The 24,940-nt window shown below is 71.2% G+C and carries 26 protein-coding genes; 13 read left to right on the top strand and 13 right to left on the bottom strand.

All coding sequences use genetic code 11. The annotated features are described in order from the left end of the window. Position 1 precedes the first annotated feature (1 nt). Positions 2-661: a TrkA family potassium uptake protein gene (locus tag ABGB12_RS14640; RefSeq protein WP_347678034.1), complete on the top strand. Its 660-nt coding sequence runs from the start codon at positions 2-4 to the stop codon at positions 659-661. Positions 662-761: 100 nt separating this feature from the next. Here the strand turns inward: ABGB12_RS14640 and ABGB12_RS14635 are convergent, their stop codons facing one another. Beyond that, the gene (locus ABGB12_RS14635) at positions 762-1,544 is read right to left on the bottom strand and encodes a hypothetical protein (RefSeq protein ID WP_347678032.1); all 783 of its coding nucleotides are present in this window, start codon (positions 1,542-1,544) and stop codon (positions 762-764) included. 146 nt (positions 1,545-1,690) lie between these two features. Between ABGB12_RS14635 and ABGB12_RS14630 the strand changes: the two genes are divergently transcribed. The 5 genes from ABGB12_RS14630 to ABGB12_RS14610 all read left to right on the top strand — a co-directional run bounded on the left by ABGB12_RS14630 (position 1,691) and on the right by ABGB12_RS14610 (position 6,656). Then, positions 1,691-3,979 (top strand): sensor histidine kinase, encoded by a 2,289-nt coding sequence (locus tag ABGB12_RS14630; RefSeq protein ID WP_347678030.1) that lies wholly within the window; start codon positions 1,691-1,693, stop codon positions 3,977-3,979. Further along, a complete protein-coding gene (locus ABGB12_RS14625; protein WP_347678028.1) occupies positions 3,976-4,374 on the top strand; it encodes a roadblock/LC7 domain-containing protein in 399 nt (132 codons plus the stop codon). The genes ABGB12_RS14630 and ABGB12_RS14625 overlap by 4 nt, the downstream gene beginning before the upstream one ends. Then, complete coding sequence (locus ABGB12_RS14620; protein WP_347678026.1) at positions 4,371-4,742, top strand: DUF742 domain-containing protein; 372 nt, start codon at positions 4,371-4,373, stop codon at positions 4,740-4,742. The genes ABGB12_RS14625 and ABGB12_RS14620 overlap by 4 nt, the downstream gene beginning before the upstream one ends. Next, positions 4,723-5,292, top strand: a complete 570-nt coding sequence (locus ABGB12_RS14615) for an ATP/GTP-binding protein (protein WP_347678024.1) — start codon at positions 4,723-4,725, stop codon at positions 5,290-5,292. Before ABGB12_RS14620 ends, ABGB12_RS14615 begins: the two co-directional genes overlap by 20 nt. Before the next feature lie 98 nt (positions 5,293-5,390). Continuing rightward, on the top strand, positions 5,391-6,656 hold the full coding sequence (locus ABGB12_RS14610; RefSeq protein WP_347678022.1) for a hypothetical protein: 1,266 nt from the start codon (positions 5,391-5,393) through the stop codon (positions 6,654-6,656). A gap of 5 nt (positions 6,657-6,661) precedes the next feature. Here ABGB12_RS14610 and ABGB12_RS14605 read toward each other — a convergent pair whose 3' ends face one another. The 3 genes from ABGB12_RS14605 to ABGB12_RS14595 all read right to left on the bottom strand — a co-directional run bounded on the left by ABGB12_RS14605 (position 6,662) and on the right by ABGB12_RS14595 (position 8,995). Further along, positions 6,662-7,366 carry a DUF3159 domain-containing protein gene (locus ABGB12_RS14605; RefSeq protein WP_347678020.1) on the bottom strand — a complete coding sequence of 235 codons (705 nt, stop codon included), beginning with the start codon at positions 7,364-7,366 and terminating at the stop codon, positions 6,662-6,664. Further along, positions 7,363-7,743, bottom strand: a complete 381-nt coding sequence (locus ABGB12_RS14600) for an OB-fold nucleic acid binding domain-containing protein (protein WP_347678018.1) — start codon at positions 7,741-7,743, stop codon at positions 7,363-7,365. Before ABGB12_RS14600 ends, ABGB12_RS14605 begins: the two co-directional genes overlap by 4 nt. Before the next feature lie 64 nt (positions 7,744-7,807). Next, a complete protein-coding gene (locus tag ABGB12_RS14595; RefSeq protein WP_347678016.1) occupies positions 7,808-8,995 on the bottom strand; it encodes an MFS transporter in 1,188 nt (395 codons plus the stop codon). A gap of 154 nt (positions 8,996-9,149) precedes the next feature. Here ABGB12_RS14595 and ABGB12_RS14590 point away from each other — a divergent pair, with 154 nt between their 5' ends. Further along, entirely contained in the window at positions 9,150-10,154 is a 1,005-nt protein-coding gene (locus tag ABGB12_RS14590; protein WP_347678014.1) for a LacI family DNA-binding transcriptional regulator, read from the top strand. 87 nt (positions 10,155-10,241) lie between these two features. Here ABGB12_RS14590 and ABGB12_RS14585 read toward each other — a convergent pair whose 3' ends face one another. From ABGB12_RS14585 to ABGB12_RS14575, 3 genes are all read right to left on the bottom strand, one after another. After that, positions 10,242-11,036: a DUF3710 domain-containing protein gene (locus tag ABGB12_RS14585; protein WP_347678012.1), complete on the bottom strand. Its 795-nt coding sequence runs from the start codon at positions 11,034-11,036 to the stop codon at positions 10,242-10,244. 16 nt (positions 11,037-11,052) lie between these two features. Next, the gene (gene dut / locus ABGB12_RS14580; protein ID WP_347678010.1) at positions 11,053-11,517 is read right to left on the bottom strand and encodes a dUTP diphosphatase; all 465 of its coding nucleotides are present in this window, start codon (positions 11,515-11,517) and stop codon (positions 11,053-11,055) included. Between the two features lie 66 nt (positions 11,518-11,583). After that, positions 11,584-12,300, bottom strand: coding sequence for a PIG-L family deacetylase (locus ABGB12_RS14575; protein ID WP_347678008.1), 717 nt, complete (start codon positions 12,298-12,300; stop codon positions 11,584-11,586). Between the two features lie 24 nt (positions 12,301-12,324). Here ABGB12_RS14575 and ABGB12_RS14570 point away from each other — a divergent pair, with 24 nt between their 5' ends. After that, positions 12,325-13,296 carry a hypothetical protein gene (locus ABGB12_RS14570; RefSeq protein WP_347678006.1) on the top strand — a complete coding sequence of 324 codons (972 nt, stop codon included), beginning with the start codon at positions 12,325-12,327 and terminating at the stop codon, positions 13,294-13,296. A 71-nt stretch (positions 13,297-13,367) separates the two neighbouring features. Continuing rightward, positions 13,368-14,642: a cytochrome P450 gene (locus ABGB12_RS14565; protein WP_347678004.1), complete on the top strand. Its 1,275-nt coding sequence runs from the start codon at positions 13,368-13,370 to the stop codon at positions 14,640-14,642. On the opposite strand, the gene valS is transcribed toward ABGB12_RS14565, so the two are convergent. Beyond that, entirely contained in the window at positions 14,630-17,164 is a 2,535-nt protein-coding gene (gene valS / locus ABGB12_RS14560; RefSeq protein ID WP_347678002.1) for a valine--tRNA ligase, read from the bottom strand. The two genes, ABGB12_RS14565 and valS, sit on opposite strands and share 13 nt — an antisense overlap. 128 nt (positions 17,165-17,292) lie before the next feature. Between valS and ABGB12_RS14555 the strand changes: the two genes are divergently transcribed. Beyond that, on the top strand, positions 17,293-17,601 hold the full coding sequence (locus tag ABGB12_RS14555) for a DUF4235 domain-containing protein (protein ID WP_347678000.1): 309 nt from the start codon (positions 17,293-17,295) through the stop codon (positions 17,599-17,601). Positions 17,602-17,613: 12 nt separating this feature from the next. On the opposite strand, the gene ABGB12_RS14550 is transcribed toward ABGB12_RS14555, so the two are convergent. Further along, positions 17,614-18,441: a hypothetical protein gene (locus ABGB12_RS14550; protein ID WP_347677998.1), complete on the bottom strand. Its 828-nt coding sequence runs from the start codon at positions 18,439-18,441 to the stop codon at positions 17,614-17,616. Positions 18,442-18,445: 4 nt separating this feature from the next. Next, positions 18,446-18,739 (bottom strand): DUF4193 domain-containing protein, encoded by a 294-nt coding sequence (locus ABGB12_RS14545; RefSeq protein WP_347677996.1) that lies wholly within the window; start codon positions 18,737-18,739, stop codon positions 18,446-18,448. 534 nt (positions 18,740-19,273) lie between these two features. Between ABGB12_RS14545 and ABGB12_RS14540 the strand changes: the two genes are divergently transcribed. Together ABGB12_RS14540 and ABGB12_RS14535 are read left to right on the top strand one after the other, a co-directional pair. After that, positions 19,274-21,148, top strand: a complete 1,875-nt coding sequence (locus ABGB12_RS14540; RefSeq protein WP_347677994.1) for a serine/threonine-protein kinase — start codon at positions 19,274-19,276, stop codon at positions 21,146-21,148. Positions 21,149-21,244: 96 nt separating this feature from the next. Beyond that, entirely contained in the window at positions 21,245-21,907 is a 663-nt protein-coding gene (locus tag ABGB12_RS14535) for a hypothetical protein (protein ID WP_347677992.1), read from the top strand. An 80-nt stretch (positions 21,908-21,987) separates the two neighbouring features. Here the strand turns inward: ABGB12_RS14535 and ABGB12_RS14530 are convergent, their stop codons facing one another. Both ABGB12_RS14530 and ABGB12_RS14525 read right to left on the bottom strand, forming a co-directional pair. After that, positions 21,988-23,157, bottom strand: coding sequence for a HAMP domain-containing sensor histidine kinase (locus ABGB12_RS14530; protein WP_347677990.1), 1,170 nt, complete (start codon positions 23,155-23,157; stop codon positions 21,988-21,990). After that, positions 23,154-23,807 (bottom strand): response regulator transcription factor, encoded by a 654-nt coding sequence (locus ABGB12_RS14525; RefSeq protein WP_347677988.1) that lies wholly within the window; start codon positions 23,805-23,807, stop codon positions 23,154-23,156. Before ABGB12_RS14525 ends, ABGB12_RS14530 begins: the two co-directional genes overlap by 4 nt. A 156-nt stretch (positions 23,808-23,963) precedes the next feature. On the opposite strand from ABGB12_RS14525, the gene ABGB12_RS14520 reads away from it, so the two are divergent. Next, a complete protein-coding gene (locus ABGB12_RS14520; protein ID WP_347677986.1) occupies positions 23,964-24,140 on the top strand; it encodes a hypothetical protein in 177 nt (58 codons plus the stop codon). Here the strand turns inward: ABGB12_RS14520 and ABGB12_RS14515 are convergent. After that, a complete protein-coding gene (locus ABGB12_RS14515; protein ID WP_347677984.1) occupies positions 24,137-24,940 on the bottom strand; it encodes an inositol monophosphatase family protein in 804 nt (267 codons plus the stop codon). The two genes, ABGB12_RS14520 and ABGB12_RS14515, sit on opposite strands and share 4 nt — an antisense overlap.

Genomic DNA, 24,940 nt, shown 5'->3' with positions numbered 1-24,940 from the left:
CATGCGGGTGGCGATAGCCGGGGCCGGCGCGGTGGGCCGGTCCATCGCCCAGGAGCTGCTGGAGAACGGGCACGAGGTCCTGCTCATCGACAAGGACCCCAAGGCCATCAAGGTGGAGATGGTGCCGCGCGCCGAGTGGCTGCTGGCCGACGCCTGCGAGATCTCCTCGCTGGACGACGCGGCGCTGGAGCGCTGCCAGGTGGTGGTGGCCTCCAGCGGCGACGACAAGGTGAACCTGGTGGTCTCGCTGCTGGCCAAGACCGAGTACGGGGTGCCCCGGGTGGTGGCCCGGATCAACCATCCGAAGAACGAGTGGCTGTTCAACGAGTCCTGGGGCGTGGACGTCGCGGTCTCCACCCCCCGACTGCTCAGCGCGCTGGTGGAGGAGGCGGTCAGCGTCGGCGACCTGGTCCGGCTGATGACCTTCCGCCAGGGGGACGCCAACCTCGTCGAGCTGACCCTGCCCGACGACGCCCCGCTGAACGGCCAGCGGGTCGGCACCGTCCAGTGGCCCAGGGACACCGCCCTGGTGGCGATCCTGCGCGAGGGCAGGGTGCTCGTCCCGTCCAAGGACGACACCCTGGAGGCCGGGGACGAGCTGATGTTCGTGGCCAGCCAGGACGTCGAGGACGAGCTCGGCGAGCTGCTCAGCTCCCGCTGACCGCGGCCCGTCCCGAACGCCCTGAGAACGCGGAAGCCCCCGGAGCCCGTCGGCCCGGGGGCTTTTCCGTGTCTTCACCGCGCGGTTCCGCCCGGGGACGTCACCCTTCTTCGGACTGGTAGTAGGCGGCTTCCAGGGCCTCCACGTACCGCAGGACGGCCAGCTGCGCCACCGAGGGGTGCGCGCCCAGCGCCGCGGCGGGCTCGGCGCCCGCGTCGGCGGCGGCCTTGGCCAGTTCGGTCTCGTCCACCTCCAGCACGCAGGGGGAGAGCGCCGGACGGTGGGAGCCCATGCCGCGCAGCGCCTCGGTGGCGGCGGCGAGTTTCTGCGGGTCGCCGAGCGGCGCCGTCACCACGGGGACGGCCAGCCGTGAGGCCAGCAGCACCGCGGTCACCTCGGCGCTCTCGTCGACGGCGCGGGAGGCCAGGACGACGCCGTCCGCGGCGGTCACCATGCTCATCATGCGGATGCGGTCGGCCCGGGCCAGGCCCGCCTCGGCCAGCCTCAGATGCAGCGCCTCGGCCAGCAGCGGATGCGGGCCGAGCACGTCCGACACCAGGACGGGCAGCTCGGCGAGTCCCTCGCGGAGCGGCGTCTCGATCGCGGGATCGGGAGTCAGCAACAGCGGCACGACCACGGCGGCGGGGTCTCCTGCCAGCAGGCCCAGGTCTGCGTCGGCGCCGGCGTGCACCGGGATGCCGGGGTGGGCGACGGCGATGATCCTGGCCATCTCGCCCATGACCTCGGACGGCCCGCCGACGAGGACCACGGCGGGCGAGTCGGGCGGGAGTGAGAAGGAGCCGCCGCGGTGTCGGCCGCCGCGACGACCGGCACGGCGCCGGGTCGGCAGCGCGTCGGGAGTCACATCGGGGAGTTCGGTCACGGGGTAAAGGGTAGTCCCGTAACGTACTAACTTTGTGCGATATGCCCGGGGAAGCGCATCAGATCACCACCGTAGTAGGCTCCGCTCACGTCCCCGCCGTTTCACTGTGACCACTCGACGGAACCCCCCACGGAGGCCTGCCGGGCATGCGACGTTCGCGCAGCCAGCCGATCAGATCCGCGATCATCTCACTGCTGGCAGTCCCGCTCACCGCGCTCATCGTGCTGTGGGCGTTCACCGCGTCCGGCGCCCTGAACCAGGGGCTCGACCTGGCCCGGGCGCGCACTCTCGACACCGACCTGGTGCAGCCCGTCCAGGATCTGGCCATCGCGCTCCAGCGCGAACGCAAGCTCTCCATGCTCTCGATGAGCGCCCCCGCGGCGGTGCGCGCCGGCGAACTGCAGACCTACCGTGAGATCACCAACTCGGCGCGCGAGGTCTTCGACCGCAACGTCGCCGGCCGCAACCTGCGCGGCTCCGTCGACGAGGGCACCCGCGAACGGATGGACCGGTTCGGCCGCGACCTCGGCGGGCTGGCCCTCCTGCGCTCCCTGGTCGACGGCGGCGGGACCAAGAACCGCACCGAGGTCTACACCACCTTCCGGTCGCTGATCGACGGCGCCTTCGGCATCCGACGAGGCGTGCTCCCCGTGGACCCGAGGCTCGCCCGGGACGCCGCCCTGCTCACCTCGTTGAGCATGGCCAGGGAGCAGATCTCCCGCGCCGACGCGATCGTCGCCGGACGGCTGCCCGCCCCGCTGAACGCCTGGGAGCGCAGGGAGCTGGCCGCGGTGGCCGGAGCCCGCGACCTCCTCTACTCCGACGCCCTCCCGCAACTGCCGCCTGCCGACCGGGGCCGGTACAACGCCTTCTTCAACGGCACCGACTACCAGCGGTTCGGGCAGATGGAGGAGCGGCTCACCCGCAGCCAGGGCGGCGCGCAGACGGTGTCCCAGCAGGACTGGGACACCAGCGCGGGCAACCTGCTCGGCGAGCTGCAGGACCTGGAGGACGGCCCGCGCGAGGAGATCGCCGCGCAGGAGCGTTCGGCCTCCTTCGGGATCCTGCTGCGCATCTCCCTGCTCGGCGGCCTGGGCCTGCTCGCCGTGGTGCTCTCCCTCACCATCGCCTGGCGGGTGGCGCGCAGGCTGATCCGGGAGAGCCGGGCCCTGGCCGACACCGTCGGCGAGTTCACCCGCGACCAGCTGCCCGTGCTCGCCGAGATGGTCCGCGGCGGACACAAGATCACCGACCCGGGCGGCCCCGTCGGCGTGCAGTTCAGCGTCACCGAGATCGAACGCATCTTCCGTTCGTTCGCCGCCGCGCGCTCGGCCGTCCTGGAGGCGGCCCAGCACGAGGCCTCCACCACGAACGCCGTCCGCGACGTCTTCGTCAACCTGGCCTCCCGCAACCAGGCGCTGCTGCACCGGCAGCTGTCGCTGCTGGACCAGATGGAACGCGACGCCGACGACCCCGAAGAGCTGGCCCGCCTGTTCCAGCTCGACCACCTGGCCACCCGGATGCGGCGGCATGCCGAAGGCCTGGTCATCCTGGCGGGCAAGACCCCCGGGCGCGGCTGGCGCTCCCCCGTCCCGCTCATGGACGTGGTGCGCGGCGCGGCCTCGGAGGTGGAGGACTACACCCGGGTCCGGGTGCTTCCGATGCCCCGGGTCTCGGTGGTCGGCCCCGCCGTGGCCGACACCATCCACCTGCTGGCCGACCTCGTCGAGAACGCCGTCCAGTACTCCCCGCCGGACACCCCGATCGAGATCTCCGGCCAGGGCGTCGCCGCCGGCTACGTGCTGGAGATCGAGGACCGCGGCCTCGGCCTGCCCGCCGAGGTCCTGGAGGAGCTCAACGACCGGCTCTCGGCGCCGCCGGACTTCGCCCTCACCGACAGCGCGCGGCTCGGGTTGTTCGTGGTGGCCCGGCTGGCCCGGCGGCACGACATCAAGGTCTCCCTGCGCTCCTCCCCGTACGGGGGGACCACCGCGGTGGTCTTCCTGCCCAAGAAGATCCTCAACACGGATGTGCCCATGCCGGAACCCGACGAGCCCCAGGACCACGCCGTGGAGTCCCCCGTCCTGGCCCGTGCCGCGCTGGAGGCGGCGGAGCCCTCCGCCGAGCCGGCTCCGGCCGCGGCGCCCGCGCTCCGCCCGTCGCCCGTCCTGGTGGAGGATCCCCCCGCCGAGCCGGAGTTCCACCTCGGCCTGCCCCGGCGGCGGCGCAAGAACAGGTCCCTGACGGCCGCGCCCGCCGAGGCCGCGCCCGCCCCCGCGCCGCCGGAACCCCCGCCCGCCGCGGCCGGCGCCGAACGCTCCCCGGACGACCTGCGCCTGCGCATGTCGGCGATGCAGCGGGGCTGGGAGCGCGGCCGTTCCGAATCAGCTTCTCTGGCCGATGAACCTTCCCTTCCCTCCGAGGAGCGCCCATGACCGAACCCGGCGATCTCAACTGGCTGCTCGACAATCTGGTGTCCCGGGTGGCCCAGGTCAGGCAGGCGATCGTCCTGTCGAGCGACGGCCTGGTCATCGGCCAGTCCCAGGGACTGGCCCGAGACGACGCCGAGCACCTGGCCGCGCTGGCCTCCGGTTTCCAGAGCCTGGCCCGCAGCACCGGCGAGCAGTTCCAGGGCGGCGCGGTCCGCCAGACGATCGTGGAGATGGACGAGGCCTTCCTCTTCGTCACCTCCGCGGGGCAGGGCGCCAACCTCGCGGTCCTGGCCGACGCCAAGGCCGACGTCGGCGTCATCGCCTACGAGATGGCCATGCTGGTCACCAGGGTGGGTCTGCACCTGTCGGCGCGGCCCCGGACGGCGAGTCAGGCATGACCGGCCACGAGTGGCTCGACGAGGAGGCCGGGCCGATCGTCCGGCCCTTCACCCTCACCGGGGGCCGGACCTCGTCCGCGCACCCGTCTGATCTCGATCTGATGACACTCGTGGTATGCGTTTCCGAACCGGTGTACGGTTCGCTCCTCCTGACCCCGGAACACGAGGCGATCCTGAACCTCGCCCGCGATCCCCTGACGGTGGCCGAAGTGGCCTCCGAGCTCGATCTCGCGGTGGGCGTGGTGAAGGTCCTGCTCGGCGACCTGCTCGCGGACCGGCGTATCAAGGTACGCCGTCCCGCGCCGGTGGCACAGTTCCCCAATCCCAGAATCATCGAAGAGGTAATTCATGGACTCCAGGCCCTCTGAGGCCGAGCTCGCCGTCAAGATCCTGGTGGCGGGCGGGTTCGGCGCGGGGAAGACCACGCTGGTCGGCTCGGTCAGCGAGATGCGTCCCCTGCGCACCGAGGAACAGCTGACCGAGCGCAGTGTCGGCGTGGACGAGCTCACCGGGGTGGAGCAGAAGCGGACCACCACGGTCGCCATGGACTTCGGCCGGATCACCCTGCGGACCGGGCTGGTGCTCTACCTGTTCGGCACCCCCGGACAGGACCGTTTCTGGTTCATGTGGGACGAGCTGGCCGAGGGCGCGCTCGGCGCGGTCGTGCTCGTCGACACCCGGCGGCTGGCCGACTGCTTCGCCTCGATCGACTACTTCGAACGGCGCGGGCTGCCGTTCATCATCGGGGTGAACACCTTCGAGGGCGCCAAGCCCTACACCCCCGACGACATCAGGGTCGCGCTGGACCTCGACCCCGAGGTCCCCGTGATCAACTGCGACGCGCGCAGCCGCGAGTCCACCCGGCAGGTGCTCATCACCCTGATGGGCCACGTCATGACCGCGATGGCCCGGCGATAGCCTTTGCCCGATCTTGACCTCCGCCGCTCTGGGGGACGTTAGGAGATCGGCACCCTGCGGATTACAACGGTTACACCAATCTTCTCGGGAGACCGTTAATGATCCACAGCTTCAGGCTCAGCGCCCGCGCCATCACCGTCTTCTCGGCCCTGGCGATCACGGGGCTCGCTCCCGGGCTCCCCGCGCCCGCCCACGCGGCCGACGGACAGCCGGTCCCAGTACAGCCCCGGTGGAAGCCGGAGCACCGGCCCAAGGGGCTGGTGGGGCCGGCCAGGCCGGTGAAGGCCGAGAAGGCGCGCAAGAAGCGCAAGGTGAGGAGGCAGCCCGTCGAGGTCCGCCGGCCACGGGTCCGGCTGGACGTCGGCGGGCCCGAGGGGCCCCTGGTCCCCGGGCGCAGCTACGACTGGCCGTACTCCATCACCAACCTGGGCCCGCGGACGGCCGAGGGGGTCTTCTTCAGGACCCCGGTGCCCGGCGGCCTCGAATATGTCTCCGGCCAGGGGAACTGCTCGATGCAGGGCCCGTACGTGGTCTGCGCCGTGGGCTCCCTGCAGCAGCACCAGACCCACACCGGCGTGATCACCACCAGGGTGTCGGAGCACGCCACGCCCGCCTCCACGGTCCAGGGCAGCGTCGAGGTGAAGTGGACGGGCGGGACGACCACGGGTTCCTTCCCCGCCACGTCCATCTCCCAGGCCTCCGACCTGGTGGTGACCGCCAACGGGCCGGGGCAGGTCCAGGCGGGCCATCAGATCACCTACACGTTCACCGTCGAGAACCGCGGTCCCTCCGCGGCGACCGGGGTCACCGTGAACGCGCCCGGCACCTCCACGCAGACCCCGGTGACGGTGGTGGGCGGCCAGAACTGCGCCGCCCAGGGGGACCAGGGCGTCGTCTGCACGCTGGGCACCGTGGGGGCGCACACGAGCAAGACGTTCACCGTCGTCTTCAAGGCGACGCCGAAGGCCACTCCGGGCGCGATCTTCGTCAGGCGGTTCGAGGTGGTCTCCTCGACTCCCGACCTGCACCCGGACGACAACTACGCCACCGTCCGTCCCACGGTCATCAGGTACCTGCCGACACGGGACAGGGACGAGTTCGACGACGAGTTCCCCGACCGGCCCAGGCCCCGCCCGATGCCGCGCGCTCCGCGGGACGAGGCGCCGCGGGAAGAGGCGCCGGCCCCCGCTCCCGAGGCGCCGGCCCCGGCTCCGCGCACGGCCGTCGAGGCACTGCCCGAGACCGGGAGCGACACCCAGTCGCGGGTGGACCTGGCGCTGGCCCTGCTGGGCACGGGCCTCGTGCTGGTGGGGGTGGCCGCGCGCCGCAGGCGGGCCTCCTCAGGACGTACGGGCCGCCTCTGACGCGGTCACTCGCCGGGCGCCGGACGGGCGCCCGGCTCCCCGCCGTCCGCGGGGGCGGCGGACGGCTCGGCCAGCGGCGTCCTGCCCCGCGCCAGCACCCAGACCATGGCCGCGAACGAGGCGAGCTGCAGGGGCCAGCCCAGAGCGATCTTGGCGGTGCCCAGCCAGGCGACCTCGCCGGCCAGGTACAGCGGGTACTGCACCACCACGCGCAGCACGCACGGCAGCACCAGCAGCCAGGTCAGCCTGGAGCACAGACGCACCACCGCCGGGTCGTTCCGCCAGGCGGTCGGATCCCCGGTGACCGAGCCGATGATGAACCCGACCACCGGCCAGCGCACGATGATCGAGAAGATCATCGCCACCGAGTAGCCGGCGTTGTAGAGGATGCCGGGCAGGAACGCGTCCTCGGCCTTGCCGCTGCGCAGCGCGAAGAACGCGGCGATCCCGATGCCGAAGAGGCTGTTGAGCACGAACTGCGTGGTCGAGCGCTGAGCCAGCCGCACCACCAGCAGCAGCACCGCCGAGCCGACGCTCAGGACCACCGCCGTCTTCAGGTCGTGGACGATGAGCCAGGTGAGGGTGAAGGCGACGGTCGGCACCGCGCTCTCCGCCGTCCCCCGCAGCCCGCCGAGGGCCTTGCTCAGCTGAGTGCGGACCGCCGCCTCGACGGTCTGCCTGGCCTGCTCGTCGGCAGCGGCCTCTGTCACGTGGCTCCCCGGAGTTCGTAGCGCGGATTGAAGATGACCTTGCGGCCGTCCTGCAGGCTCACCAGGCCCTCGGCGCGCAGCCGGCGGCCCGGCTCTATTCCGGCGATACGGCGGCGGCCCAGCCACACCAGGCTGACCACGTCCGAACCGTCGTAGAGCTCGGCCTCCAAGGCGGGGGCTCCGCCCCGGGGCCGCAGGGTCACGGTACGTAGCGTACCCGCGACCTGCGCCCTGCGGCGCTCCCCGCACTGGGCGATCGGCGTCGCCCCTTCAGCGCCCGTGTCCTTCTGGAGCTCCTCCGCTTCGAGCTCGGCGTTGCTGGAGGTGAGGCGGCGCAGGAATCTCCGCAGGCCGCCCCTCTCAGGCGCTTCGTCCATGAAGCAGAGGCTACGGCATCAGGTCCCTTACACGGCAGTCCATACCCATCCGTTCCGCTCCGCATCAAACGGCCTCCAAGTCCCGACGCGCCCGCAACCAGGGGCCGCCCAGCACGCAGAGGGCCACCGCCGCCAGTCCGCCGAGCGCAGCGCCGGAGAAGGCCGCACGGTTGCCGACCTCCTCATGGAGCCAGCCGGCCAGTACGGAACCGGCCGAGGTGCCGACCGTCATGAACGCCACGATCCAGGCGAACGCCTCGGTCACGGTGCCGACGGGCGCCAGCCTCTCGACCAGTCCGAAGACGCAGCCCAGCGTGGGGGCGAGGAAGACCCCCGACAGGTAGCTCAGCAGCACCATCACCGGGATCGACGGGGTGAGCATGAGCAGGGCGTAGCCGACCGTGAGACCGGCCAGCAGCGGAGCGACGCGCCGTTCGGGCTCGCCGGGCCACACCCGGGATCCGTAGACCAGCCCGCCGGTGAGCGCTCCCAGCGCGTTGACCGCGACCAGCCAGCCGGCCGCGCCGGGCTCTCCCCGTACCTCGGCGTAGGCGGCCATCGCCACGGTGAACACGCCGAGGCTCAGCCCGATGAAGCCCAGGGAGGAGGCGAGGACGACCAGGCCGCGGGAGCGCAGCGCCCCGGCCCAGTGCGCGGCCCGGACCGCGCCCCGCCAGTCGCGGGACGGCCGGGACGTGATCACCACGAGTGTCCCGGCCAGGCCCAGGAGCGCGGCGGCGTACAGGGGCGCGGTGCCGGAGAGCAGCCCTGAGACGAAGACAAGGACCGGGCCGAGGGTGAAGATCAGTTCCTGTGTCGCCGCGTCCATGGCGTAGGCGGCCTGCACCTGGGCGGGCCGGTCGAGCACCTCGGGCCACAGCGCGCGCAGTCCCGGCTCCAGGGGCGGGGTGAAGAAACCGGCCAGCGCGACGGTGAAGACCGCGAGCGGGGTGGAGGAGATCCCGGTGAGGGCGAAGAGCACGAAGCCGAGACCGGCCAGCAGGGCGCTGGGAAGGAGGATCCGGGGCTGGCCGAGCCGGTCCATCAGCCTTCCCAGGACGGGCTGGCCGGCGCCGGCGGCCAGTGCGTGGACCGCGGACAGGACGCCGCCCAGGACGTAGTCCCCGCCGGCGGCGCGGGTGAACAGGACGATGGCGAGCACCCCCATCCCGTTGGGCAGGCGTCCCAGCAGCGTTCCGCCCAGGAGCCTCGCGGCCCACGGGGCGCGCAGAAGATCCAGATAGACGCGCATGTTTCTCCTCGCAGGTGGGGGGTTTGAGGGGGTGTACGATAGTCATACGTATGACTATCGTCGGCGGACACCCGGTCGGTGTCATTCATCACCCGGCGGTACGTAATACTTCGTGTTCCACTGAAGCTCAGCCTAATCTCAGCTAAGGGGCGTGATGCCTGCAGACACCCCGCCCGCCCCGCCCACGAGCAAGGACGTGGCCGCGGCCGCCGGCGTCTCCCAGTCCACCGTCTCGATGGTGCTCAGCGGCAAATGGCCCGGCCGGGTCTCGGCACGCACCGCCCAGAAGGTCCGGGACACCGCCGAACGCCTGGGCTACCGGCCCAACCCCGCCGCCCGCAACCTGCGGCTGGGCCGGACCCGGACGATCATGCTCGTCGTCCCGACGATCACCGCGCCGTTCTTCGCCTCCGTCTACATCGGCGCGGCCAGGGTCGCCGCCGAGCACGGGTTCAGCCTGGTGGTGTTCACCTGGCCGCTGGACCTCGACGGGCCCTTCGACGGGCCGCAGGAGGCCATCGACGGCATGCTCGCCTCCTCCATGGCCGAGGCGTCCCTGTCCGGGATGCGGCGGCCGGTCCCCCTCGTCATGCTGGACAGCGACCCGGACGGCGGCGCGCCCACGGTCAACTTCGACATCGAAGGCGCGATGCGCGACCTGACCGAGCACCTGTTCGCGCTGGGGCACCGCAGGATCGGGCACCTGGCCGCCGACATCGACGTGTGGACGTTCCAGTGCCGGGCGGCGGCGCTGGAGGCCCGGGTGCCCGACGTGGTCACCGAACGGGCGGCGATCAGCATCACCGACGGCTTCGAGGCGGCCGTGCGGCTGCTGTCCCGGCCCGACCGGCCCACCGCGCTGGTCTGCGACGACGACACCCTGGCCGTCGGCGCCCACAAGGCGGCGCAGGCGCTCGGCCTCGACGTGCCCGGCGACGTGGCCATCACCGGGTTCGACGACGTGATCCTGGCCGAGGCGCTGGAGCTCACCACGGTCCGGCTGCCGGCCGAGCAGCTCGGCGCCCAGGCCATGCTGGGGCTGCTGGACCTGCTGAACGGGCGGACCCCGCCCCGGCCCGTCCTTCCCGCCGAACTGGTCATCCGTCGCTCCACGTCGCCCTCGGCCGCGCTCACCACCGCCGCCGAGCCCGCGGACTGAGCACCGACTCCGAAAGGCGAAGGGTCCCCGCCGGTGTCACCGGCGGGGACCCTTCCTCGTCCTGGATGCTCTCGCGGCCGCCCGCGGTCAGCGGACCTCGCTGATCTCGGGGCCGCGCTCGAACGGGTCGAAACCGTCCTCGTCCTCCTCCTGCTGATCGAAGGCCTGCTGGGCCTCGGCCGGGAGGGTGAGCTCGAGCAGCTCGCGCGGCGGCATAGGCTGGTCGCCGCGGACCACGACCACCTGGCGGAACAGGTCCTCGAGGAACTGCCACTGCTCCTCGTCCTGGACCGCGGCGCCGGTGACGACCGCGCGAAGGAACCAGCGGGGGCCGTCCACGCCCACGAAGCGCAGCGGCTGCCAGGCGTAGCCCTGCTCGATGATCTCCTGCGGGATCTGCTCGCGCATCTCCTCGGGCATCTGCTCGAGGATCTCCGGGGTCAGCGGCGCCGGGATCATGGCGTGCAGCTCGGCACCGAACGGGCCGTCGGCCTCCTGGACCTCGCCCTGGGCGTTCTGGGTGACCTCCTCGGCGAGCTCCTGGCGCAGCTCGTCCCAGATGCCGGAGCGCTTGGGCGCGGCCAGCGCCTGCAGCTGCATGCTGCTCTCCCCGGCGATCACGGTGATCGCCACGATCCTGCCGTTGACCGGGTTGCCCTCGGCGTCGAACTCGCTGGGCTCGAGGTTGACCTGCACCTCGATGCCGGGGCCGATCGGCACCTGCAGGGCGCCGAAGTCCAGCCGCTCCAGCTCGGGCACCGTGTCCTCGGCGGCGTCCCAGGGGCCCCCGCCGGTGGCCTTGCCCGTCTCGGGAGCCTCCGCGGCGGTCTCGGCGGACTTCTCCGCGGGCTTCTCTTCCTGACGACGACGTCCGAAAGCCACTTTGACTACTCCTTCGTTATGAGTGCGCCCGCTGAGCGTATCCCCCTGTGGAACCGAAACCACCGTTTCCACGGGCCGATCCCGGGAGTTCCTCGACCTCGAGGAAGGCCGCCCGCTCCACTTTCTGGATCACCAGCTGCGCGATGCGGTCACCGCGGGCCAGCCGCACCGTCTCACGCGGATCGGTGTTGATCAGGGTGACCTTGATCTCGCCCCGGTACCCCGCGTCCACGGTTCCGGGCGCGTTGACGAGTGTCACTCCCAATCTAGCCGCCAGACCCGACCTCGGATGGACAAAAGCGGCAAAACCATCGGGCAACGCGATCGCCACCCCGGTGGGCACGACCTCCCGCTCCCCCGGCTCCAGCACCACGTCCCGCGCCGCGTGAAGATCGGCCCCCGCGTCCCCCGGATGCGCGTACGCGGGCACCGGCAACTCCGGATCAAGCCGCCTGATGAGCACTTCGACCCTGCTCTGCACGTCGCCCCCGTCTTCCCAGGCCTCCGGCCGCCCCTACCCGGCACGACCCCCGGGAACACTACCGTCTTAGATCACCTCGAAGGGCACGGCGTGCGGGACTCCCGCGGACGCGCCCGTCTCGGCCGTGATCGAACGGAGCATCTGCTCGACGCCGGTGATCGCGTCGGGGCCCTCGGCGTCGGTGCCGAGGGTGTCGAAGTAGACCTTGTGGGCGCGCAGGGCGTGCAGGCCCGTCTCGAGGTGGTCGGTGACCTCCACGTAGTGGGTGGCTTCGGGGGAGTTGGCGAACAGGGAGAAGCGCACGCCGCCCCAGGCGGGTTCGGTCAGGTCGCGGAAGACCCAGGGGTTGGCGGCGTCGCGGACGGCGTCCGCGACCGCCTCGCCGAGGACGCGGTGGTCGGCCATGTTGAACATGCCGCCGGGAAACCTTTCCCGGAAGTTCAGGGAGACGACCACCTCCGGACGGTGCCGGCGGACGGCGCGGGCCAGCTCTCTGCGCAGGGGGAGGCCGTATTCGAGCATGCCGTCGGGGAAGCCGAGGAACTCCACGGTCTCCACGCCCACCCGGCGGGCCGCCTCGATCTGCTCGGCCGCGCGCAGCGGCGCGACCTCCTCGGGGGCCATCGACTGGATGCCGGCCTCGCCGCGGGTCGCCAGGACCTCGACGATCTCCTTGCCCTGCGCGGTCCAGCGGGCTATCGCCATGGCCGCGCCGTACTCCAGGTCATCGGGGTGCGCCACGATCGCCAGGGCGCGCTGCCAGTCTTCGGCCACCGGTTCCATGAACACCACACTAATCTGTGCGGGGTGAACGTACGGATCGGTCGCGGTAGCCCGCGCGCGGCGTCCATCGCACGGCACGTCCCCCTGGCCGTCCTGCTGGCGGGAGCCGTGGCATGCGGGGGTGACGGCGGCGCCGCCGCCGTTCCCGTGACCGGCGAGCGGACGGCTCCGGCCTCCTCCCCGCCCGTCCCCGGGCCTGCCGCCATCGTCCCGGACACGGCCGAGCGCGCGCCCGCGGCGGTCAAGCCGAAGGTCGCGCCCGGGGTGTCGGCCCGCTGGGTCGTCTACGACCGGACCACGAAGAAGATCGTCACCCGGCGGGCGGCGCACAAGACCGTCCGGTCCGCCTCGGTGGTCAAGCTGTTCATAGCGCTGGACTACCTGGAGCGGCGGGGCGGGAAGGTGGCGCCCGCCGACGCCGCCAGGTTCCGGGCGATGCTGCGCTCCAGCGACGACAAGGCCGCCACCCACTTCTGGAACCTCGGCGGCAAGGGCGCGATCGTCAAGCGGATGCGCAAGCGGATCGGCCTGACCGACACCGCTGCGCCGCCCGCCTCCCAGCCGGGGTTCTGGGGGTACACCGCGATCAGCGCGATGGACGTCGCCAAGACCTACCGGTACCTGCTGGAGAAGGCCTCACCGCGCGCCGCCTCGGTGGTCATGGGGCATCTGCGCAAGGCCACCAGATGCGGCGCGGACGGGTTCGACCAGTCCTTCGGCATCCCTAGGGCGGTGAAGAAGGCCAAGGCCGTCAAGCAGGGCTGGTCCGGTTTCGGGACGGTCCCGCCCTATCCGTGCACGAACGGTGCCCGTTTCGTCCCCGCGGTGGCGCCCGACCTGGGGCTGGGCCGTCCGGTGCTGCACACCACCGGGACCGTCGGTGGGAACGACCGCTGGATCGTCGTCGTGCTGACCCTCAATCCCGCGGGGGCGTCCTACCGCACGTCCGTCGACCGGATCACCGCCCTCACGAAGTCCCTCACCCGGGGACTGTAGGCCCGGAGGGCTTGACCGGGGCGGCCGGATGGGGGTTGCATGAACCGAACCTGGTTCTAGTGGAGGTGGCCATGACGGTGCAGACACCCGAACTGACGGGGCTCGGCCTGTCCGACCCGATGTTCTGGACCCGGCCCCTGGCCCGGCGCGAGGCCGCCTTCGCCCATCTGCGCTCGCTGCCGGCCCCGGTGCGCTTCCCGGAGATCGAGGTCCCCTTCATCAAGGGCGGCGACGGCTACTGGGCCCTGGTCCGGCACGCCGACGTGGTGGAGGCCAGCCGCCGGCCCGACGTCTTCAGCAACGAGCCCACCAGCAACAGCATCAGCGACATGCCCGGCTATCTGGCGCGCTTCTTCGGCTCCATGATCAACATGGACGACCCCCGGCACGCCAAGATCCGGCGCATCGTCTCCCGCGCCTTCACCCCGCGCATGCTCTCCCGCCTGGACGAGCAGATCGAGGACACCGCCCGCGGCATCGTCGACGACGTCCTGCGCGGGAAGGGCACCGGCGACTTCGTCGAGGACGTGGCGGCCCGGCTCCCACTCAAGATCATCTGCGACATGATGGGCATCCCCGAGTCCGAGCGGCGGATGGTGCTCGAGCGCTCCAACACCATCCTCGGCATCGGCGACCCCGAGTACGGGGTCGGCTCGCAGATCAGCCGGGTCAGCGTCGGGCTGGCCCTCACCCGGCTGCTCGACGCCGGGATGGAACTGCAGCTGCTCATCCGCAGGCTCGGCCGGGAACGCCGCCGCAGGCCCGGCGACGACCTGGTCACCGCGCTCGTCCACGGCAACGTCGACGGGGAGCACCTCACCGACCAGGAGCTCGGCTCGTTCTTCATCCTGCTCGTCGTGGCGGGCAACGAGACCACCCGCAACGCCATCAGCCACGCCCTCAAGCTGCTGACCGTCAACGAGGACCAGCGCGCCCTCCTGCTGTCGGACCCCGAAACCCACCTGCCCGGCACTGTCGAGGAGGTGGTCCGGTACGCCACGCCCGTCATCCAGTTCCGGCGCACGCTCACCCGGGACACCCTCCTGAACGGGCATCCGCTGCGCGAGGGCGACAAGGTGCTGCTGTTCTACAACTCCGCCAACCGCGACGAGGCGGTCTTCACCGACCCCGACCGGTTCGACATCACCCGCTCGCCCAACCCGCACGTCGGGTTCGGCGGGCCCGGTCCGCACTTCTGCCTGGGCGCGAACCTGGCCCGCCGCGAGATCACCGTGATGCTGAGGGAGCTCTACACCCGGGTCCCCTCGATCCGCTCCACCGCGCCGCCGGACCGGCTGCTGTCCGGCTTCATCAACGGGATCAAGCACCTGCCCTACGCGGTCTGAGCCAGCGCGACGTCCACCTCGAACGGGCCGTCGCCCGGCTCGACGACCAGGTCCGCGACGACGCCCGCCGCGCGCAGGTCCGACTCCGCCACGGCGGCGAAGGGCGCCTCCGCTCCGCGCAGCACCACCCGGGCGACCTCCGCGCGCATCGACGTCCGGGCCGCCGACTTGGCCTTGCGGATCTCGCGCAGCGCGTCCGCCGTACCCGCCAGGATCCTCGGGTCGCCCGTCTCGGGGAGCTCCCCCGGGACCGGCCAGGAGGCCAGGTGCACCGAGCCGTCCCGCCACCAGGACCAGACCTCCTCGGTGGCGTAGGGCAGGAACGGCGCGAACAGCCGGAGCATCACGTCCAGCGCGGCGCGCAGCGCCGACCGGGCCGCGTCCGAACCGGGCCCCTGCCCGTAGGCGCGCTGCTTGACCAGCTCCAGGTAGTCGTCGCAGAACTGCCAGAAGAACCGTTCGACGCGCTCCAGCGCCCGCGTGTAGTCGTAGGCGTCGAACGCGGCGGTGGCCTCGGCGACGACCCCCCTCAGCTCGGCGAGCATCGCCAGGTCCAGCGGCTCCAGCGCCTGCTCCCGGGCCGGCCCGGACGCCCCCTCCAGCCCCAGCACGAACTTCGAGGCGTTGAGGATCTTGAGGGCGAGCCTGCGGCCGACCTTGATCTGGCCGGTGTCGAAGGCGGTGTCCGTGCCCGGCCGGCCGTTGGCGGCCCAGTAGCGGACGGCGTCGGAGCCGTACTCCTGGAGCAGGCCCAGCGGGGTCACGACGTTGCCGACGGACTTGGACATCTTCTTGCGGTCCGGGTCGAGGATCCAGCCCGACAGCGCGGCGTTCGTCCACGGGAGCGAGCCGCACTCCAGCTCCGCGCGGACGACAGTGGAGAACAGCCACGTGCGGATGATGTCGTGCGCCTGGGGTCGAAGGTCGTAGGGGAAGACCCGGCCGAACAGGTCGGGGTCGTGCTCCCAGCCGCCCGCGATCTGCGGGGTGAGCGAGGACGTCGCCCAGGTGTCGAAGACGTCGGGGTCGCCGGTGAACCCGCCCGGCCTGCCCCGCTGCTCCTCGGCGTACCCGGACGGGACGTCCGTGGACGGGTCGACGGGCAGCCTGTCCTCCTCCGGGACGAGTGGCCGGTCGTACCGCGGCAGGCCCTCGTCGTCCAGCGGATACCAGACGGGGATGGGGACGCCGAAGAACCGCTGCCGGGAGATCAGCCAGTCGCCGTTCAGGCCCTCGACCCAGTTCTCGTAGCGCGACCGCATGTACGGCGGATGCCAGGAGATCTCCCTTCCCCGCTCCAGGAAACGCGCCCGCAGCGCCTCGTCGCGCCCTCCGTTGCGCAGGTACCACTGCCGGGTCGTGACGATCTCCAGCGGCTTGTTGCCCTTCTCGTAGAAGGAGACGGGACGGACCACCGGGCGGGGCTCGCCTTCCAGCTCCCCCGACTCGCGCAGCAGCTCGACGATCCGCTCCCGCGCCGAGTGGACGGTCTTGCCGGCCAGCTCGTCGTACGGCCGGGCGGGGACGTCCGCGGGCGGCTCGGCGGCCAGCCGGCCGTCGCGCCCGACGACGGCGCGGATCGGCAGGTCGAGCTCCCGCCACCACACGACGTCGGTGGTGTCGCCGAAAGTGCAGACCATGACGACGCCCGACCCCTTCTCCGGGTCGGCCAGCCGGTGCGCCAGGACGGGGACCTCGACGCCGAAGAGCGGCGTCCGGACGCTCTGGCCGACCAGGCTCCGGTACCGCTCGTCGTCCGGGTGCGCGACGAGCGCGACGCACGCGGGCAGCAGTTCGGGCCGGGTCGTCTCGACGTGGACGGGACCGTCGGGGCCGTGGAAGGCGATCCGGTGGAAGGACCCCGGATGGTCGCGGTTCTCCAGTTCGGCCTGGGCGACGGCGGTGCGGAAGGTGACGTCCCACAGGGTGGGCGCCTCGGACAGGTAGGCCTCCCCCCGGGCCAGGTTGCGCAGGAACGCGCGCTGGGAGGCGGTCCTGGCCCTGGCCCCGATGGTGGAGTACAGGTGGTTCCAGTCGACGGACAGCCCGACGCGGCGCCACATCTCCTCGAACGCCTTCTCGTCGATCTCGGTGAGCAGTTCGCACAGCTCGATGAAGTTCCGGCGGCTGACCGGGATCTGGTTCTTGCCGGGCCTCGTAGGAGGCCGGAAGCCCGGGTCGTAAGGCAGCGACGGGTCGCAGCGGACCCCGTAGTGGTTCTGGACGCGCCGCTCGGTGGGCAGCCCGTTGTCGTCCCAGCCCATCGGGTAGAAGACGGCCTTGCCGCGCATCCGCTGGTAGCGGGCGACGGTGTCGGTGTGCGTGTAGGAGAAGACGTGCCCGACGTGCAGAGAGCCGCTGACCGTCGGCGGAGGGGTGTCGACGGAGTAGACCTCCGGGCGCTCCTTCGTCCGGTCGAAGGAGTAGGTCCCCCGCTCGGCCCACGCCACTACCCACTTGTCCTCCAGGCCGTCGAGGGAGACCTTCTCGGGGACCGCGGGAATGCGTGGTGTCTGCGTCATGCGCCAAGGATAGAGAGGGGTCGCAGCGGCGTCGTGCTTATTTCCCCGGCGCCGCGGGGATCAAGGCTGGACCGCGATAGCGTCTGAACATCGCGGAAAGTAGTGCCGGACGCTGAGGAGGAACGAGGATGCGGACGCGTCAGAAGCCGGACGTCGGTTGGAAGATCTTCGTCGGGGTCGCCGGGCTGGCGGGCGGTTTCGTGGCCCGCAAGGGCCTGGAGTACGTCTGGACGAAGGGCACCGGCAAGAAGCCACCGGTCAGCCCCGAATCGCCGGATGTCACGCTGGGCGAGGCGATCGGCTGGTCGGTGCTGATCGGTGTGGGGATGGAGGTCACCCGGGTGCTCATCAGCCGCGCGGCGGTGAAGCGCTGGGAGGCGAGCACCGGGTCGCTGCCGCTGCATCTCCTCAAGGAGAAGACACCGCTCGCCGACTGAGCGGCGAGCGGTTCAGTCGGCCGGCGGGGGGCCGGGCGGCGGCAGTACCGGGGGTTTCCGGGCACCGCGGTCCAGCCCCTTCACCCCGCCGTACCGGGCGAGATCGTCGCGCACCTTCTCCGCGAGCTTCCTGGTGGCCGTCCGGTTGAGCGCGCCGCCCGCCACGGCGCCGGTGAGGAACGGACCCAGCGTCGTCATGTGGCGGCCCAGCGTCCGCAGCAGCCGTTTGCGCAGCGCCGTCTTGGCCGCGCTGCCGAGCCCGACGCTGAGCGAGCCGGACTCCAGCGGGTTGACGCCCCGCTGCTTGGCCCACGCGGTGATGTGGATCATCGCCCGCTGGGCCGGACCGCCCTGGATCTGCACGCCGTAGACCTCGTGCAGCTCGGCGATCAGCTTGGTCTCGATCGCCGCCACCACCAGGGTCTCGGCGACGATCTGCGCGGGGGCGGTGAGCAGCAGCGGCGGGGCGGCGAACTCCACCGCCGCCAGCGCCCCGCCGGCCGCGCCCACCGCCGTGGTGGCGTTCACGGCGGTCCGCGTCAGCTCGTCGGCGAGGGCCTCGGAGGTGAGGCCCGGATGGTGCCGACGGAGCGTCTCGAGATCCCGCACCGGGATCCTGGGGGCGACTTCGGCGAACACCTCGCTGAGCCAGCGGCCGCCCCCCAGCCCCTTGACCCCGACCCGCTTCGCACTGGAGCTCAGCAGCCGGGCGAGTCTGGCGAGCATCCTGCCGCGGGTCGCCGTGTCCAGGTCCTCCGTACCGGACAGGCGACCGATCAGCTCACCCATCTCCTTCCGCTCGTCGTCCGGAGCGGGAAGGTGTTCGCCTTCGGTCGTCATGGTCTCACGCGCATTCAGTGCAGATCGGCTCGCCGTTCTTCTCCTTGGCGAGCTGGCTGCGGTGGTGCACCAGGAAACACCTGGTGCAGGTGAACTCGTCGGCCTGCTTGGGAACCACCTTGAAGGACAGTTCCTCGTTGGACAGATCCGCGCCCGGCAGCTCGGCTACCTCACCGGCGTCCAGGTCCTCGTCGATGATCCCGGCCGACTTGTCGGTGCGGCGGGCCTGCAGTTCCTGCAGGCTGTCCTCACCCAGGTCGTCGTCGGTCTTGCGTGGGCTGTCGTAATCGGTGGCCATCTCTCTCCATCCCCCTCACACCCTCGGGGCGCCGCCCTGAGGCTCCGTTCCTCTATATGCACCCCGTCGCGCGGATGTAACGCCCGAGAGGTCTAACTTGTGCCCGATCATGGGCGGGAAATCCTGTCACGAAATGTGACTCTCAACACACACGTCGCAATCATGATCTCCGATCACGGGGGTGCCCGAAGACGCCCCGCGGCCGGCCTTCCTGCCCGGAAGCGGGTCACGCGCCGTGGAGTGACCCATGTGGAGCGCTACCGCGGCGGGGATCATACCCCTTACCGGCGGCGGGAGGAGTCATGACATGACCACGTGCGACAAAAAACCACAAGACATTGACGCCTTTGTGGCGAACAACACCGCTTCGGCCACCGTCGCACCAGAGGAGACCGGACGAGAACGGGACACAGGTCCCTGGGTATCGGCCGGGGCAAAGCTCTAGAAAAGCACAGAACCACTGACAGCGCTCGTACGTCTGACCTAACGCGATATCGTCGCCGCCTGATGTTCCACTGACCTGGGAGGGGTCGCATGCCGAAGTACGCTCCGCTGGAGCAGGGTGACCCGACCTCACTCGGCTCCTACGAGGTGATCGGGCGCCTCGGAGCCGGCGGGCAGGGCGCCGTCTACCTGGGCAGGACGGCCAACGGCGAACACGTCGCCATCAAGCTCCTGCACGCGCAGATGAACGCCGACCCCCAGGCCAGGGCCCGGTTCGTCCGCGAGGTCGCCGCGGCCCAGAAGGTCGAGCCCTTCTGCACCGCCCGCATCATCGAGGCCCAGGTCGACGGCGAGCAGCCCTACGTGGTGAGCGAGTACATCGACGGCCCGTCCCTGCACGAACTCGTCGCCACCCAGGGCCCCCGTCCGGCCCAGGAGCTCAACCTCCTGGCCATCGGCATGCTGACCGCGCTGGCGGCCATCCACGAGGTCGGCATCGTCCACCGCGACTTCAAGCCCAACAACGTGCTCATCGCCTCCGACGGCCCGCGCGTCGTCGACTTCGGCATCGCCCGCACCGTCAACTCCCAGGAGAGCGCGGTCACCGCGACCGGCATGGTCGTGGGCACCCCCGGCTACCTGGCGCCCGAGCAGCTCACCGGCGCGCCGCTGCAGCCGGGCGTCGACATCTTCGCCTTCGGCGCCACCATGGTCTTCGCCGCGACCGGCCAGTCGCCGTTCGAGGCCGAGACCCTTCCGGTCATCATCAACCGCATCCTCAACGACAACCCCGACCTGTCGGGACTGCCGCAGGAGCTGCGCCCGCTGATCGGCCGCTGCCTGGCCAAGGACCCCGCCCAGCGCCCGTCGGCGCTGGAGGCGCTGCTGGCGCTGGTGCCGCAGTCCGGCGGGGCCGCGGCCACCCCCGGCCAGCGCGAGAACCTGCTCAACGAGGGCACCCGGATCGCCGCGCAACTGCCCGCGCCGCCTCCTCCTCCGCGCACACCCACCCCGGCGCCGTTCGCCCCGCCCGCCCAGCCCCCGCAGCAGCCCTACACGGCCTCCGCCGGCCCGGTCAGCCCGCAGCCGTTCCAGCAGCCGGGCCCGCCCCAGCCGGGGCAGTACGCCCAGCAGGCCCAGCACGGGCAGCCTCCGCAGCCCAACACCCCGCCGCCGTTCCAGCAGTCGGGGTTCCATCCCGGCCTGCAGCACGGCCAGCCGGGATTCCAGGCACCGCCTTTCCAGCAGACACCCCCGCCGTTCCACGCCGGCGGCCCCGGCGGCCCCGGTCAGGGCTTCCCGCCCGGACCCGGCACCCCCGGACCGTTCGCGCCGCCGCCCTCCGGCCAGCCCGCCCGCCGCTCCAACGGCCCGGCGATCGCCGCGATCGGCTGCGCGGTACTGCTCATCCTGGTCCTGCTGGTGGCGATCGTGGTCGTCTCCTCCGACGGCGAGGACGACGACGTGACCGTCGCTCCCACCAGCACCAGCGTCCCGCCCCAGCAGACGCAGCCCCAGCAGACGCAGCAGCCCCAGAGCCAGGCCGAGGACTGCGACCCGCAGCCTTCCGACACCACCTTCTGCTCGGACTACGCCGGCACCTGGACCGGCGTCATCACCCAGGTCAAGCCGAGCACCGGCCGATACTCGGTCCACCTGGTCATCCAGGAGGGCGCGTCCACGGCGCAGGTCACCTACTCCAACGCCCCCGGCGAGAGCACCACCTGGTCGTGCTCGGGCACCCTGACCTTCCTGCACCACACCCCGGGCGCCGTCTACAAGACGGTGGTCCGCGAGAACATCACCAACAAGAACAACGCCAAGTGCGACGACGTCTCATACAACGAGCTGTTCCCCAAGTCCTCCAAGAAGAACGAGATGTTCTTCACGAACTTCTTCACCCAGGAGGCCGCCGACGCCGGCGGTGACGAGTACGCCGCGATCGGCACTCTCACGAGGCAGTAAGAGCATTCCGGGCTCCGCGCCACCCCGCGGAGCCCGGTGGCACGCCCCCCCTTCCCCCGCCACCTGCACACAAGCTCATCGCAGATGGGATTCCCCGTGTACCAACCCCCCGGCCCTCCCGGCACCCCTCCCCCCTTCGGCGGCACCCCGCCGCCGTTCGCCCCCGCCCCGCCTCCGCGCAGGTCCAAGGGCCCCGCGCTCGCCCTCATCGGATGCGGCGCCCTGGTGGTCGTCATCGCCCTCGTCGTCGTTCTGGTGGCCGTCCTGGACGGCAACAAGAAGACGGTCATCGTCGCCCCGCCGCAAAGCGGAGCGCCGACGCAGAGCGCCCCGGCGAACGACACCCCGGTGACCGGCGGCTTCGGGCCCGGCTACGTCGGAACCTGGCAGGGCACCGTCATCCAGACCAAGCCCAGCACCAACAAGTACACCGTCACGGTCGTCATCCCGCAGAACTCCAGCACCGGGCAGATCACCTACGAGAACGACCCGAGCGACACCACGAACTGGTCGTGCTCCGGCACCGTCGAGTTCCTGCACACCACGCCCGGCGCGGACTACAAGTCCGTCGTCCGCGAGCACATCACCAACAAGAACAACGCCAAGTGCGACACGTACTCCTACAACGTGCTGTTCCCCAAGCCGGACAACACCGGCAATCTCTCCGACGGCATGTTCATCAAGAACTACTTCAGTGAGAGCGTGGCGGACGCCGACAACGACCACAACGCGATCGGCGACCTGCAGCGGCGGAACTGACGGCGGCACCACCGCCTCATGCCGAGGGGCCCCGGGACGACGCCGTCCCGGGGCCCCTTCTCGTGGGATTCCGCCGGCTACTACTGGAGCGGGAGTCGGACGGTGATGACGAGTCCTCCGCCCTGCCGGGGGCTGGCCACGACGGTGCCGCGGTGGGCGGTGACCACCGAGCGGACGATGGACAGTCCCAGGCCCGCCCCCTTGGCCGACTCGATCCGGTCGCTGTTGAGCCGCCGGAACGGTTCGAAGAGCCGGTCCACCTCGTAGGCGGGGATGGTCGGGCCGGTGTTCTCCACCTGGCACGCGGCGAACCCGTCCAGCTCGCCGGTCCGGACGTAGACCTCGCCGTTCTCCACGTTGTGCTTGAAGGCGTTCTCCACGAGGTTGGCCACCAGGTGCTCCAGCAGGACCGGGTCCCCGGTCGTCACCGCGGAGGTGAGCTCGGTGTGCAGGACGACCTCGAGCGGGTTGCCGTCGGCACGTTTGCGCATCGAGTCCAGGACGGTCTCGGTGACCTCCTTGAGGTCGACGACCGTGTGCGTGGTGAGCTCGCGCTCGCTGCGCGCCAGCAGCAGCAGGCCCTCGATGAGCCGCTCGTGCCGTGCGTTGTTGGCCAGCAGGGTCCTGCCCACCGTCAGCAGGTCCGGGGAGACCTCCGGGTCGGTGAGCGCCACCTCCAGCAGCGTCCGGTTGATCGCCAGCGGGGTGCGCAGCTCGTGCGAGGCGTTGCCGACGAACCGGCGCTGGGAGTCGAAGGCCTCGCTGAGCCGCTCCAGCATGGCGTCGAACGTGTCGGCCAGCTCCTTGATCTCGTCCTCGGGGCCTTCCAGCGCGATGCGCTCGTGCAGAGTGCTCTCGGACAGGCGGCGGGCCGCGGAGGTGATGTTCTGCAGCGGTGCCAGGGCCCGGTCGGCGACGACGTAGCCGAGGAACAGGGCCAGCACGCCGACCCCGCCGAGGGCGAAGAGCATACGTTTGACGAGCTGCGCCAGCATGGTCTCGCGGATGGCGTCGACCTTCACCGTCTCCGCGGTGAAGCCGTGCTTGGGGTCGAAGCCGCGATAGGTGAGGTCCTCGCCCGGGGGGAGCACCGCGCTGAAGGACTGGCCGACGAACACGTACGTGACCACCATCAGCAGGACGCCGGCGAAGAAGAAGAGCGAACCGTACAGCAGGGTCAGCCGCATGCGGACGCTGACCCTGCGTGGTAGCTGGCGCAGGTCCGAGATGAGGGTTCCGGGGGTCGTCACAGCCGGTACCCCACACCCGGGACCGTCTCGATGACGGGAGGGTCGCCGAGTTTCTTGCGCAGAGTCATCATGGTCACGCGCACCACGTTGGTGAACGGGTCGATGTGCTCGTCCCAGGCCTTCTCCAGCAGTTGCTCGGAGCTGACGACCACGCCCTCGGCCGCCAGCAGCACCTCCAGGACGGCGAACTCCTTGCGGGTCAGCTCCACCGGCCTGCCGTCCCTGGTGACGGTGAACCTGTTCGGGTCGAGCTCGATGCCCGCCCGGGACAGCACCGGCGGCAGCTGGGCCGCCGCACGGCGGCCCAGCGCCCGCACCCGGGCGATCAGCTCCTTGAAGGCGAACGGCTTGGCCAGGTAGTCGTCGGCCCCCAGGTTGAGGCCCGCCACCCGGTCCTCCAGGTCCCCGGAGGCGGTCAGCATGAGGATGCGCGCTCCGTAGCGTTCGGCGACGAGCCTGCGGCACACCTCGTCTCCGTGCACCTTGGGCAGGTCGCGGTCGAGCACGACCACGTCATAGGCGTTCACGGAGGTGCGTTCCAGCGCACTGGAGCCGTCATAGGCGATGTCGACGGCCATCGCCTCCCGCCGCAGCCCGGTGGCGATCGCGTCCGCCATCACCCGCTCGTCCTCGACGACCAGAACTCGCACTTCTTCTCCCCCTGTTCGTACAGCCGCATCCGTTATGTCACATACCGGGTAAGTGATCGGTAAGGAGCGCATGCGAGAATCTCACTTCACCCCCGGAATCTAAGGTTTAGACCATTCAGCCGGGGGTAAAGAGGGTCTGACCCGGAAGGACCACCCATGCGCGAGCTGAACGAGACCATCCAGCAGCGGCTGGCCGAGGCCTACGAGTCTCTGCACGCCGCCAAGAGAGAGGGGGACGTCTACCTGGTCGATCTTCGCCAGTCCGAGATCGACGAACTGCGGAGGATCGCCGCCAACCACGACCTTCCGCCGCACGCGAGCCAGACCGCCTAGTCCCGGAGCGGATCCAGCGGAGCCAGCAGATCGTGCAGCGGGCCGAACAGGTCGGCACCGGCGGCGATCGTGAACTCCGGACCGGGGGGCGCCCCCTCCAGTCCCCCGATCCTCCCGCCCGCCTCGGTCACGATCAGCCTGCCCGCGGCGATGTCCCAGAGCTGCACCCCCCGCTCGTAGTACCCGTCCACCTGGCCCGACGCCACCAGGCACAGGTCGATCGCACAGGCCCCGTTCCTGCGGATGTCGCGGACGTGCGGCAGCACCCCCGCCAGCACCTGTGCCTGGCTGGCGCGCCGCCGCGCCGCGTAGCCGAACCCCGTCGCGATCAGCGCGCTCTCCAGCGACACCCCGGCGCCGCAGCGCACCGGCTCGCCGTTGCGGAACGCCCCTCCGCCCTTGGTCGCGGTGAACGTCCAGCCCCGGCGCGGCACCTCGATCACCGCGGCGACCGTCTCGCCGTCCCGCTCCGCGGCGATGCTCACCGCCCAGTCCGGCAGGTCGTACAGGTAGTTGACGGTGCCGTCGATCGGGTCGATCACCCAGCGGATCCCGGAGGAGCCCTCGCTGGCCCCGCCCTCCTCGCCGAGGAAGGCGTCCCGCGGCCGGGCGCCGCCGATCCGCTCCCGGATCAGCCGCTCGGCGGCCTCGTCCATCTGGGTCACGACGTCGGTGGCGCTGGACTTGACGGCCACCACCTCCGGACCGGTGGCGGGCCTCTTGTCGATCAGCATCCGGCCCGTCTCGCGGGCGGTCTCCACGGCCAGGTCCAGCAGCGCCGCGTACTCGCTCGGGTTCAT

This window comes from Actinocorallia sp. B10E7, from assembly GCF_039871655.1.
In the GTDB taxonomy this organism is placed as follows: Bacteria; Actinomycetota; Actinomycetes; order Streptosporangiales; family Streptosporangiaceae; genus Actinocorallia.
Note: the sequence above shows the minus strand (reverse complement) of the source record. Positions and strands in the feature narration are given on the sequence as shown.

Excerpts from the sequence above, each read along its gene's own strand:
- ABGB12_RS14640 (WP_347678034.1), top strand. The coding sequence starts at position 2 with ATGCGGGTGGCGATAGCCGGGGCCGGCGCGGTGGGCCGGTCCATCGCC.
- ABGB12_RS14630 (WP_347678030.1), top strand. The coding sequence starts at position 1,691 with ATGCGACGTTCGCGCAGCCAGCCGATCAGATCCGCGATCATCTCACTG.
- ABGB12_RS14625 (WP_347678028.1), top strand. The coding sequence starts at position 3,976 with ATGACCGAACCCGGCGATCTCAACTGGCTGCTCGACAATCTGGTGTCC.
- ABGB12_RS14620 (WP_347678026.1), top strand. The coding sequence starts at position 4,371 with ATGACCGGCCACGAGTGGCTCGACGAGGAGGCCGGGCCGATCGTCCGG.
- ABGB12_RS14615 (WP_347678024.1), top strand. The coding sequence starts at position 4,723 with ATGGACTCCAGGCCCTCTGAGGCCGAGCTCGCCGTCAAGATCCTGGTG.
- ABGB12_RS14610 (WP_347678022.1), top strand. The coding sequence starts at position 5,391 with ATGATCCACAGCTTCAGGCTCAGCGCCCGCGCCATCACCGTCTTCTCG.
- ABGB12_RS14600 (WP_347678018.1), bottom strand. The coding sequence starts at position 7,743 with ATGGACGAAGCGCCTGAGAGGGGCGGCCTGCGGAGATTCCTGCGCCGC.
- ABGB12_RS14595 (WP_347678016.1), bottom strand. The coding sequence starts at position 8,995 with ATGCGCGTCTATCTGGATCTTCTGCGCGCCCCGTGGGCCGCGAGGCTC.
- ABGB12_RS14590 (WP_347678014.1), top strand. The coding sequence starts at position 9,150 with ATGCCTGCAGACACCCCGCCCGCCCCGCCCACGAGCAAGGACGTGGCC.
- ABGB12_RS14575 (WP_347678008.1), bottom strand. The coding sequence starts at position 12,300 with ATGGAACCGGTGGCCGAAGACTGGCAGCGCGCCCTGGCGATCGTGGCG.
- ABGB12_RS14565 (WP_347678004.1), top strand. The coding sequence starts at position 13,368 with ATGACGGTGCAGACACCCGAACTGACGGGGCTCGGCCTGTCCGACCCG.
- valS (WP_347678002.1), bottom strand. The coding sequence starts at position 17,164 with ATGACGCAGACACCACGCATTCCCGCGGTCCCCGAGAAGGTCTCCCTC.
- ABGB12_RS14555 (WP_347678000.1), top strand. The coding sequence starts at position 17,293 with ATGCGGACGCGTCAGAAGCCGGACGTCGGTTGGAAGATCTTCGTCGGG.
- ABGB12_RS14550 (WP_347677998.1), bottom strand. The coding sequence starts at position 18,441 with ATGACGACCGAAGGCGAACACCTTCCCGCTCCGGACGACGAGCGGAAG.
- ABGB12_RS14545 (WP_347677996.1), bottom strand. The coding sequence starts at position 18,739 with ATGGCCACCGATTACGACAGCCCACGCAAGACCGACGACGACCTGGGT.
- ABGB12_RS14540 (WP_347677994.1), top strand. The coding sequence starts at position 19,274 with ATGCCGAAGTACGCTCCGCTGGAGCAGGGTGACCCGACCTCACTCGGC.
- ABGB12_RS14520 (WP_347677986.1), top strand. The coding sequence starts at position 23,964 with ATGCGCGAGCTGAACGAGACCATCCAGCAGCGGCTGGCCGAGGCCTAC.
- ABGB12_RS14515 (WP_347677984.1), bottom strand. The coding sequence starts at position 24,940 with ATGAACCCGAGCGAGTACGCGGCGCTGCTGGACCTGGCCGTGGAGACC.